This window comes from Paenibacillus sp. HGF5 (genome assembly GCF_000204455.1).
Classification (GTDB): Bacteria; Bacillota; Bacilli; order Paenibacillales; family Paenibacillaceae; genus Paenibacillus_AQ; species Paenibacillus_AQ lautus_A.
Genome location: NZ_AEXS01000029.1, coordinates 1 through 10,610, shown reverse-complemented (window position 1 = coordinate 10,610; position 10,610 = coordinate 1). Strand labels below are relative to the sequence as shown.

The window sequence follows — 10,610 nt, the reverse complement described above, 5'->3', positions numbered from 1 at the left end:
CTGCGAAGCAGTCCTAACGAAGCGTAAGCTCCGACGAACCCCCATGTGGGGTTCTTATCCTCACGGGACATAAAAAAACACCGTTATACGTCCCAGAAGGGATGCGGCCTTCCAGGCCGACTGCGAAGCAGTCCTACCGAAGCGTGTGCTCCGACGAACCCCCATGTGGGGTTCTCATCCCCATGGAACGCAAAAACACCGCCTCTAAGAGGCGGTGCCTTTTTACGTCCCAGAAGGGATTCGAACCCCTGACCGACGGCTTAGAAGGCCGTTGCTCTATCCAGCTGAGCTACTGGGACATAGAATTTTTTCAAGCAAAAAATATATTATCACATGCACAGAAGAAATTCAATCATTATTTTATGATATAAAGTTTTTTGATTCGCAAGATTATTCGAGTAACATATCGGGTTATATTGATAAAATATACGCCCGAAAATGGGATTTGCCAACTTTATGTTGCCAAGGGCATGATGCACGCAAGCTGTTACGACCTTTTTTAAACTTGGCAGTACATATGCTATAATCAACGAATACGAAAAACAGGACCAGAAAGGAGGTGTCCTTATCAAGGACTCTTACTCCCAAGAACAAGAGGATAAGAACATCATCCTGTTTCCGAAGACGCTGGATTATTACCAGATTCAGCTTACGGTTATGCTCGAGAACGAACGTTACGGCGAAGCGATGGAAGTGCTGCGTTTTCTGCTGAAGTGCGGGGGACAGAACGAACGGCACTATGAAGAGTGGAACTCGCTCCTCGAATGGCTTGAAGCTGCATTTCCGGAACAGGCCATACCCCGTTCGGTCGATTTCGATGCTGAGCCTGACGAGGATGATCCGGACGAGTCCGAGATGGCCAGACAGATGGTCAGGGACAAGGTTGCCCAGGATGCCGGATACGCCGACAAGCTGCTGGCTTCGGTCATGACCGGGCCGCTGACGGAGCAGACCATTTTGGCGCTGGAACAGCTCGCTTATCTGGACCGTCCGGAGATCGACGCGATTCTGGTCGAATGGCTGCATGATACGCCGCTTCATCCCCTGCTGCAATTCCGGGTGCTGCAAACGCTCCGGAGAAGAGGGATGGAAGGGCACGTAAGCCTTCATCGCGGGCAGGAAGCCGTTGAGATCGAGATCGATACGGTTCCCTTAGATCCGGGAGGCTTCCCGGACGCGATTACGAGGATTTTGGAGCGCGTTGCGGATCAGACCGAGGTTCATGAGCCGACGCTGTTTTATTTTGCCCAGGAATTATGGTCCCAGTTCATCATGGCGATTTACGGCACGGAGGATTACCATTCCATGCTGGACGAAGAAGAAGCCACGCTCGATATATGGGCCGCAGCGCTGCATGACATCGTGTCGGAGAGCCTGAAAGGCTTTCGCAATGAGGAGGAAATCCGCCCGCTTTACGGCATCACGGACACCATGCGGTTCCGCTATGAGGGAGCCTATCGATCTCTCAAGCAATTCGTCGCTGCAGGCGTGGAAGATTAGCCAGAGCTGGAAAACGTTTACGGTGTCGAGGCATAAGGGTTCGCCCTTGAAAAAGGATTTAATGTTGTTTATACTATAGTGGTTATTCGGTACGTGATACATTATTGCGTCGACCACGTGAATTATTTTGGAGGGGAAAGCATAAATGAAAGCAACTTGGGAAAAAATAGAGAAGAACCTTGGCGTTCTTGACGTTGAGGTTGATGCGGAGCGCGTTGCATCCGCTCTCGACAAGGCTTTTAATAAAGTAGCTAAAAAAGCAAATGTACCTGGATTCCGTAAAGGTAAAGTGCCTCGGCCGATCTTTGAAGCGCGTTTTGGCGTAGAGAGCCTGTATCAGGATGCAATCGACATCCTTCTTCCGGAAGTATACGGCGAAGCTGTAGAACAAGCGGATATCTTCCCTGTGGATCGTCCGGAAGTGGACATCGAGCAGTTCGCTAAAGGAGAAACTTTCAAGTTCAAAGCTAGAGTAACCGTGAAGCCGGAAGTTACGCTTGGCGAATACAAAGGCGTTGAAGTAGCTGCAGTAGCTGCAGAAGTTTCCGAAGAGGAACTGAACGAAGAGCTTGAGCGTCTGCAACAACGTCATGCTGAGCTTACCGTTATCGACGAAGGTGCTTCCCAGTCTGGCGATATCGTTGTAATCGACTTCGACGGTTCCGTTGACGGCGTTCCTTTCGAAGGTGGACAAGCTGAGCGTTATTCCCTTGAGCTTGGAAGCAACACGTTCATTCCAGGCTTTGAAGACCAAGTCATCGGTATGGCTACAGGAGACTTCAAAGACGTGGAAGTAACCTTCCCTGAAACTTACCATGCTGAAGAATTGGCTAACAAACAAGCCGTCTTCAAAGTGAAAGTGCACGAAATCAAACGCAAACAGCTTCCTGAGCTGGATGATGAATTCGCTAAAGACGTTAGTGAATTCGATACGCTTGATGAGTACAAGGAAGATCTGAAGAAGCAATTGCTGACTCGCAAAGAGCAAGAAGCCCAAGGCGTTCGTGAGAACGAAGCTGTTGAAAAAGCAGCAGCAAACGCTGAAGTTGAAATTCCGGAAGCCATGATTCAATCCGAAGTTCAAAACATGATGCGCGATTTCGATAACCGTCTTCGCCAGCAAGGCATGAACCTGGAAATGTTCCTGAGCTTCTCCGGCCAAACCAATGCCGATCTGGAAGGCCAAATGAAGGACGATGCTGAAAAGCGCGTTCGCAACAACCTCGTGCTGGAGCAAATCGCGAAGGAAGAGAAACTTGAAGTATCCGAAGAAGAAATCAACAAAGAGCTGGAAAACATGGCTGATACGTACAAGCGTTCCGCTGATGAAATCCGCAGCATCCTCGGCGCTAACGGTTCCCTCGACAGCCTTCGTGAAGAACTGCTACTTCGCAAAACGATCGACTTCTTGCTGGAAAATAGCGTAGAAGGCGCTCCTGTTGAGAAAAAAGAAGCAACTGAAGAATAATAAATAGGCGGCTGCCGAAGCTGCCCTCACATTAGATAAGGCACGTACATTTCATGCGTGCCTTATTTTTAACTAAGAATAGCCAATTTACTACTAAATGTGACATGAATTGGTTATAAATTTCGACATACATAATGAGACAAGTTGGCAGGATATAATTCTTGGCAAGTTCATAGAATGTAAACAGGGTTAAAAAATGACATCGTGCTTTGAACATGTTAGAATAACTTTTGTAACGCTGTAGTATATTTTTCAAGGAAAAGAGGTTGGTCGCATGAGTCTTGTACCTATGGTTGTTGAACAAACCAGTCGAGGCGAAAGATCTTACGATATCTACTCAAGATTACTGAAGGATCGCATTATATTCCTCAGCAGTGCGATCGATGACGATGTTGCCAATCTTGTTATTGCCCAGCTTCTGTTTCTGGCTGCGGAAGATCCGGAAAAAGACATCTCTTTGTACATCAATTCCCCTGGCGGTTCGGTAACGGCCGGGATGGGTATATATGATACGATGCAGTTGATCAAGCCTGATGTATCCACGATTTGCGTCGGCATGGCCGCCAGCATGGGATCATTGTTGCTTACTGCAGGAGCGCCAGGCAAACGCTATGCTCTCGAGAACAGTGAGGTGATGATTCATCAGCCGCTCGGAGGCATTCAAGGTCAGGCATCCGATATCCAAATCCATGCAGATTGGATCATCAAGACCAGACAAAAACTGAATCAAATCTATGTGGAGCGCACGGGTCAGCCCCTTGAAAAAATCGAACGCGATACAGACCGCGACTTTTTCATGAGCGCGGAGGAAGCGAAGGCGTACGGTATTATTGATGATGTTCTGTCTTCACCGACCAAATCTTAAGGGGTGGTATTAGCATGTTTAAATTTAACGATGACAAAGGGCAGCTGAAGTGCTCCTTCTGCGGCAAATCGCAGGAGCAGGTCCGCAAGCTGGTTGCGGGGCCCGGTGTTTATATATGTGACGAGTGCATCGACTTGTGTTCGGAGATCGTAGAGGAAGAGCTCGGACACGAGGAAGAAGTGGATCTGAAGGATATTCCGAAACCGCGTGAAATCCGCGATATCCTGGATCAATACGTAATCGGACAGGATCAAGCCAAGAAATCTCTCTCGGTTGCCGTTTACAATCACTACAAGCGCATCAATACCCAGAGCAAAATCGAGGACGTCGAATTGCAAAAGAGTAATATTTTGCTGCTCGGACCTACAGGTTCCGGTAAAACCTTGCTTGCGCAAACGATGGCCAAAATTTTGAACGTGCCGTTTGCTATTGCAGACGCAACCTCGCTGACCGAAGCCGGTTATGTGGGTGAGGATGTTGAGAACATTCTGCTGAAGCTGATTCAAGCTGCGGATTATGACGTGGAAAAAGCAGAACGCGGCATTATCTATATTGATGAGATCGACAAAGTAGCCCGCAAATCGGAGAACCCGTCCATTACGCGTGACGTTTCCGGTGAAGGTGTTCAGCAGGCTCTCCTGAAAATTCTGGAGGGAACCGTTGCTTCCGTGCCGCCGCAAGGTGGACGCAAGCATCCGCATCAGGAATTCATCCAGATCGATACTACGAACATTCTGTTCATTTGCGGCGGTGCGTTTGACGGTTTGGAGCAGTACATCAAACGCCGGATCGGCAAAAAGGTCATCGGCTTTAATGCATCCGGAGAAAGCCAAAAGGATCTTAAGCCAGGTGAATACCTGACGATGGTTCTGCCGGAGGATCTGTTGAAATTCGGATTGATTCCGGAATTCGTCGGCCGTCTGCCGGTCGTGTCCACGCTCGAGCCGCTGGATGAGGCGACATTGGTCCGTATTCTGTCCGAGCCTAAAAACGCGCTGACCAAACAGTACCAAAAGCTGCTTGAGTTTGATAACGTAAACCTCAAGTTTGAGCCGGGCGCACTTGAAGCGATTGCCCGCGAAGCCATTAAGCGCAACACGGGTGCTCGCGGACTGCGCTCCATCATCGAAAGCATCATGCTTGACGTGATGTATGAAGTGCCGTCCAGAGATGACATCAAGGATTGCGTCATTACGGAGCAGGTCGTTCGGGATAAAGTGATTCCTGAGCTTCAAACCAAAGCTAACGAAGACGACAAGAAACAAGAAGAAAGCGCCTAATGCGTTATAGCGTTTTAGACGTGGAATAAATCTACGCTGATTCTCCACTTCCAGTTATGCCCAAATGGGCTTTGCTGGAGTGGAGCTTTGGCGTTATATGGGAGAGATCGTACCATGTTTTTGAGACAAGACACACGGCCCGTCAAGGTGGGGAACCTTACCATTGGGGGAAAGAACGAAGTCATTATTCAAAGCATGTGCACCACCAAAACAGCAGACGTGGAGGCAACCGTTGCCGAGATACTGCGCCTGGAGGAAGCGGGATGCCAGATCGTCCGGGTAACGGTAAACAATGAGGAAGCAGCTGCTGCCATCAAAGAAATCAAGAAACGCATTCATATCCCGCTCGTGGCGGATATTCATTTTAACTATAAGCTCGCCCTGATGGCGATCGAGAACGGTATCGATAAGGTCCGGATCAATCCCGGGAACATCGGTAAGCGCGAAAAGGTCGAAGCCGTCGTGAAGGCATGCAAGGAGAAGGGGATTCCGATTCGGATCGGGGTGAATGCCGGTTCCCTGGAGAATCACCTTCTTGAGAAATACGGGTATCCGACACCGGAAGCCATGGTAGAAAGCGCCCTGTATCATATCGGCATCTTGGAAGAACTGGACTTCCACGATATCATCGTTTCGCTTAAAGCGTCTGATGTGCCGATGGCCATCGCGGCGTACACCAAGGCGGCGGAAGTGATTCCGTACCCGCTTCATCTGGGAATTACCGAAGCAGGCACCCTCTTCTCGGGTACCGTGAAGAGCGCGGCCGGTCTTGGGGCGCTGTTGTCCCTAGGCATCGGCAGCACGATGCGTATTTCATTGAGTGCCGATCCGGTGGAAGAGATCAAGGTGGGCCGGGAGCTTCTAAAATCCTTCGGTCTAATCTCGGATGCGGCAACCTTGGTATCTTGCCCGACTTGCGGACGGCTGGATATCGATTTGTTCTCCATCGCCAATGAGGTGGAGGAGTATATCTCGAAGATTAAAGTTCCGATCAAGGTTTCAGTCCTAGGCTGCGCCGTGAACGGTCCCGGTGAGGCCAGAGAAGCCGACATCGGTATTGCCGGCGCTCGTGGGGAAGGTTTGCTCTTCCGTTACGGAGAGATGATCCGCAAAGTTCCGGAAGCCACCATGGTGGAAGAGCTTAAGAAAGAAATCGATCATATCGTGAAGGTGTACGAGGAAACCGGCGAAATCCCGGGCCGCAAGCACAAATCCACGGTCTGAGCTTGATGACTAAGTTATCATAAATGCAGTTCCAATCTAATAAAAACGGCAGTCTCTGTTACAAGAGACTGCCGTTTTGTTGTTTTCTAAGGAAGCACAGGGTCTTAGGTGATGTGTGGTTCAAATTTATATGAATGTATTTTTAAGCGGTCTAATATTTTTCTAAAGTTGCAATTATGCTTTCTGTTGTTCCAAGTATAATCGCTCCTAACCGAGCTTCTGATAATGAAGCTCAGCTCTACCCTCTCCCCACCCCCCCACGATGAAGAAGGATGCCATGCGCCGCACCAGCGGAGCGGACGAATCGATTCCGGAGAAGCGAAGCGGTCGCCTTTGTTGCCGAATTTCTACATTACTATTCTCATTCATGAAATTCGGAAACAACAGCGATTGGAGGAACGATACGTACGCGGAGCGTCTCATTGGAGCGTCTCACTTAAGTGGCTCACCTAAGCGTCTCCATCCACTTTTTGATACTTTTCCGCCTCCAGCGTTTTACCATCCGAGGAATCGGCAATACTACCATGTATTAACGTTTGGATGAAGACATAATGGAGTACAGGAGGAATGACTTGTGAATTTAAGTATCGTGATTATGCTGGTGCAGCTGTTTTTTGCAGTCATCATCGGCATTTATTTTTGGAATTTATTGCGTGGACAGAAGACAAGCAAAACAGCGGTGGACCGGGAATCGCGCAAGGAGCTCGATAAACTCCGCAAACTCCGGTCAATCTCGTTAACGAAACCGCTCGCCGAGAAAACAAGGCCGCAAACCATGGATGACATCGTGGGGCAAAAGGACGGCTTGCGTGCCTTAAAGGCCGCGCTATGCAGCGCGAATCCTCAGCATGTCATCGTATACGGCCCTCCGGGGGTCGGTAAGACCGCTGCTGCCCGCGTGGTGATGGAGGAAGCCAAGAAGAACCCGCAATCGCCGTTTAAATACGACGCGAAATTCACGGAGATCGACGCAACGACGGCCCGTTTCGATGAACGTGGAATTGCCGATCCGCTCATCGGTTCTGTTCATGATCCGATTTACCAAGGCGCCGGCGCCATGGGGGTGGCAGGCATCCCTCAGCCGAAGCCTGGCGCGGTGACCAAGGCCCATGGGGGAATCCTGTTTATTGACGAAATTGGGGAATTGCATCCAATCCAGATGAATAAGCTTTTAAAAGTGCTGGAGGACCGCAAGGTGCTGCTGGAAAGCGCATATTATAATTCAGAGGATGCCAATACGCCCGCTTATATTCACGATATTTTTCAAAATGGGCTTCCGGCGGACTTCCGCCTGGTAGGTGCTACGACACGTTCGCCGGAAGAGATTGCTCCTGCACTTCGCTCGCGCTGCATGGAGATTTTTTTCCGTCCTCTTCTGCCTGAAGAAATCGGCAAGATTGCGGAGGATGCCATTCAGAAGATTGGCCTGAACGCTCCGCCGGAAGCGGTAGAAGTCGTGAAGCAGTACTGCTCCAACGGCCGGGAAGCGGTCAATATGATTCAATTGGCGGCCGGCCTGGCATTGACCGAGAAGCGAGATGCCCTGCGCGCGGCGGATGTGGAATGGGTGGCCAGCAGCAGCCAGCTGCAGCCAAGGCCCGACCGGAAAATACCGGAGAAGCCGCAGATTGGGGTCGTTAACGGATTGGCCGTATATGGCCCGAATATGGGGGCTCTGCTAGAAATTGAAGTATCTGCGGTTCCTGTCGAGGAGGGCCGGGGTACCTACAATATCACCGGGGTAGTGGATGAAGAGGAATTTGGCGGAGGCTCGCGCAAGCTGCGCCGCAAGAGCATGGCCAAAGGCTCGATCGAGAATGTGCTGACCGTGCTGGGCTCGATGGGCTTCACGCCCAAAAACTATGACCTGCATATCAATTTCCCCGGAGGAACGCCGATCGACGGCCCTTCCGCCGGCATTGCGATGGCCACGGCCATCGTGTCGGCCATCAAAGGGATTGAAGTTGATAACAAGGTAGCGATGACCGGCGAGATAAGCATCCATGGAAAAGTGAAACCGATTGGCGGAGTCATCGCCAAGGTGGAGGCGGCATTCCAGGCAGGCGCGACCCGCGTGATCATCCCCAAAGACAATTGGCAGACCTTGTTCCAGGATTTGAGCGGGGGCTTGCGGGTGATTCCGGTGGAATCGGTGGATGAAGTTTTCGGGCATATCTTTGGCGGTACGTTTGCTCCGGAGGTGATACAGCTTCCCGGAAACGAGGTATTTCCATCCTCTTCCGCTTCATTGCTGCAGGCCACGCCTCCGCGCAACGGAAAAATAACGGATGCCGGAGGATGTTAAGCCTCGTATAGTTGGTTTTTTATACGCAGATTTGATAAAATAGGAATAGTGTCAACATTGAGAGCCATTGGAGGTGCGAAAGCGATGGGACCCAGTAAATCCAAAGGTCGTCGTTTTCCTTTACTGCCTTTAAGAGGTCTTCTGGTCTATCCAAGCATGGTGCTTCACTTGGACGTAGGCCGGGAGAAATCGGTAAAGGCTTTAGAAAAGGCGATGGTTGAAGACAATTTGATTCTCCTATGTTCTCAATCGGAAGTGAACATTGAAGAACCGACGCAGGATGATATTTTTCGGATTGGCACAGTTGCGAATGTACGCCAGATGCTTAAGCTTCCAAACGGTACCATACGTGTGCTAGTGGAGGGTATGGAACGGGCGGAAGTTATTGAATATACGGATCAAGAGGAATACTACGAGGTCATCGCTCGGGAGCTTCCCGAAGGGGAGAACCATGATCCTGAAGTCTCCGCATTAATGCGAACCGTACTGTCTCAGTTTGAGAATTATATCAATCTGTCGAAGAAAGTGACGCCTGAGACACTGGCGGCCGTTTCCGATATCGATGAGCCAGGACGGCTGGCGGACGTCATTACGAGTCATTTGTCGCTGAAGATCAAGGATAAGCAAGAAATTCTCGAAACAATCGACGTTCGCAAACGGCTCGAGAAACTTCTAGATATACTGAATAACGAGCGCGAAGTGCTGGAGCTGGAGCGCAAGATCAACCAGCGGGTCAAGAAGCAAATGGAGAAGACCCAGAAGGAATACTATTTGCGCGAACAGATGAAGGCCATTCAGAAAGAGCTTGGCGACAAGGAAGGCCGTGCCGGGGAAGTAGAGGAGCTCCGAAGTCAGCTTCAGGAGCTTGAACTGCCTGAACGCGTCCAGGAGAAGGTAGAGAAGGAAATTGACCGACTCGAGAAAATGCCGGCGAGCTCTGCGGAAGGCGGCGTTATCCGGAACTATGTGGATTGGCTGCTGGCGCTGCCGTGGATGAACAAAACCGAGGATGATCTGGACATCGTCAAAGCGGAGCAAGTGCTGGACGAGGATCATTACGGTCTCGAGAAGCCGAAAGAACGCGTGCTGGAATATTTGGCGGTCCAGAAGCTGGTGAAGAAGATGAAGGGGCCTATTTTGTGCCTGGTCGGCCCTCCGGGCGTCGGTAAAACATCGCTTGCCCGGTCCATCGCCCGTTCCCTGGAGCGCAAGTTCGTTCGCGTCTCTTTAGGCGGGGTAAGGGACGAGGCGGAAATTCGCGGTCACCGGCGCACTTATGTCGGAGCTATGCCGGGCCGCATCATTCAAGGCATGAAAACAGCGGGCTCGATGAATCCCGTGTTCCTGCTGGATGAAATCGACAAGATGGCATCCGATTTCCGCGGGGACCCGTCTTCCGCACTGCTTGAAGTGCTCGATCCAGAGCAGAACAATACGTTCAGCGATCATTTCGTGGAAATTCCTTTTGACCTGTCCAACGTTATGTTTGTCACGACGGCGAACGTGCTTCATAACATTCCAAGACCGCTCCTGGACCGGATGGAAGTGCTGAACATTCCGGGGTATACGGAGCTGGAGAAGCTCCAAATCGCCAACCGTTACTTGCTGCCCAAGCAGAAGAGCGAGCATGGGCTTGAGCCTGAGCAGCTGATTCTGGATGAGGAAGCGCTGATGAAGGTGATCCGGGAATATACCCGCGAATCCGGCGTGCGGAATCTAGAGCAGCAAGTGGCGGCGCTATGCCGCAAAGCCGCCAAGCAGATCGTGACCCAGCAATCGGAATCCATCGAGATCAAGGCTGCCGATATCAAGGATTATCTCGGCATTCCGAAGTTTCGTTACGGCATGGCCGAGCTTGAAGATCAAGTGGGTACGGTTACGGGGCTCGCATGGACGGAAGTGGGCGGCGAAACGCTGACCATTGAGGTAACCGTGGTGCCTGGTACCGGCAAGCTGACGCTGACGGGC

Annotated in this window: 8 protein-coding genes and 1 tRNA gene; 7 read left to right on the top strand and 2 right to left on the bottom strand. The window is 50.8% G+C overall.

Annotation, left to right across the window (positions count from 1 at the left end; translation table 11 throughout):
- Positions 1-225: 225 nt before the first annotated feature.
- Positions 226-299 (bottom strand) — tRNA-Arg (locus tag HMPREF9412_RS05665).
- A gap of 358 nt (positions 300-657) precedes the next feature.
- Between HMPREF9412_RS05665 and HMPREF9412_RS05660 the strand changes: the two genes are divergently transcribed.
- The 5 genes from HMPREF9412_RS05660 to ispG all read left to right on the top strand — a co-directional run bounded on the left by HMPREF9412_RS05660 (position 658) and on the right by ispG (position 6,337).
- Positions 658-1,500: a hypothetical protein gene (locus HMPREF9412_RS05660; protein ID WP_009590411.1), complete on the top strand. Its 843-nt coding sequence runs from the start codon at positions 658-660 to the stop codon at positions 1,498-1,500.
- A 145-nt stretch (positions 1,501-1,645) separates the two neighbouring features.
- Positions 1,646-2,968, top strand: a complete 1,323-nt coding sequence (tig, locus tag HMPREF9412_RS05655) for a trigger factor (protein WP_009590413.1) — start codon at positions 1,646-1,648, stop codon at positions 2,966-2,968.
- A gap of 274 nt (positions 2,969-3,242) precedes the next feature.
- Positions 3,243-3,833, top strand: coding sequence for an ATP-dependent Clp endopeptidase proteolytic subunit ClpP (gene clpP, locus HMPREF9412_RS05650; protein WP_009590407.1), 591 nt, complete (start codon positions 3,243-3,245; stop codon positions 3,831-3,833).
- Positions 3,834-3,847: 14 nt separating this feature from the next.
- Positions 3,848-5,113, top strand: coding sequence for an ATP-dependent protease ATP-binding subunit ClpX (gene clpX / locus HMPREF9412_RS05645; protein ID WP_009590414.1), 1,266 nt, complete (start codon positions 3,848-3,850; stop codon positions 5,111-5,113).
- Between the two features lie 114 nt (positions 5,114-5,227).
- Positions 5,228-6,337: a flavodoxin-dependent (E)-4-hydroxy-3-methylbut-2-enyl-diphosphate synthase gene (gene ispG, locus HMPREF9412_RS05640; protein WP_009590416.1), complete on the top strand. Its 1,110-nt coding sequence runs from the start codon at positions 5,228-5,230 to the stop codon at positions 6,335-6,337.
- 207 nt (positions 6,338-6,544) lie between these two features.
- Here the strand turns inward: ispG and HMPREF9412_RS05635 are convergent, their stop codons facing one another.
- The gene (locus HMPREF9412_RS05635) at positions 6,545-6,760 is read right to left on the bottom strand and encodes a hypothetical protein (protein ID WP_009590409.1); all 216 of its coding nucleotides are present in this window, start codon (positions 6,758-6,760) and stop codon (positions 6,545-6,547) included.
- A 172-nt stretch (positions 6,761-6,932) separates the two neighbouring features.
- Here HMPREF9412_RS05635 and lonB point away from each other — a divergent pair, with 172 nt between their 5' ends.
- Both lonB and lon read left to right on the top strand, forming a co-directional pair.
- Positions 6,933-8,642, top strand: a complete 1,710-nt coding sequence (lonB, locus tag HMPREF9412_RS05630; RefSeq protein WP_441295359.1) for an ATP-dependent protease LonB — start codon at positions 6,933-6,935, stop codon at positions 8,640-8,642.
- Between the two features lie 84 nt (positions 8,643-8,726).
- Positions 8,727-10,610, top strand: a 1,884-nt coding sequence (lon, locus tag HMPREF9412_RS05625; protein WP_009590418.1) for an endopeptidase La, incomplete at its 3' end; no start/stop codon positions are given.

Excerpts from the sequence above, each read along its gene's own strand:
- HMPREF9412_RS05660 (WP_009590411.1), top strand. The coding sequence starts at position 658 with ATGCTCGAGAACGAACGTTACGGCGAAGCGATGGAAGTGCTGCGTTTT.
- tig (WP_009590413.1), top strand. The coding sequence starts at position 1,646 with ATGAAAGCAACTTGGGAAAAAATAGAGAAGAACCTTGGCGTTCTTGAC.
- clpP (WP_009590407.1), top strand. The coding sequence starts at position 3,243 with ATGAGTCTTGTACCTATGGTTGTTGAACAAACCAGTCGAGGCGAAAGA.
- clpX (WP_009590414.1), top strand. The coding sequence starts at position 3,848 with ATGTTTAAATTTAACGATGACAAAGGGCAGCTGAAGTGCTCCTTCTGC.
- ispG (WP_009590416.1), top strand. The coding sequence starts at position 5,228 with ATGTTTTTGAGACAAGACACACGGCCCGTCAAGGTGGGGAACCTTACC.
- HMPREF9412_RS05635 (WP_009590409.1), bottom strand. The coding sequence starts at position 6,760 with ATGAGACGCTCCGCGTACGTATCGTTCCTCCAATCGCTGTTGTTTCCG.
- lonB (WP_441295359.1), top strand. The coding sequence starts at position 6,933 with ATGCTGGTGCAGCTGTTTTTTGCAGTCATCATCGGCATTTATTTTTGG.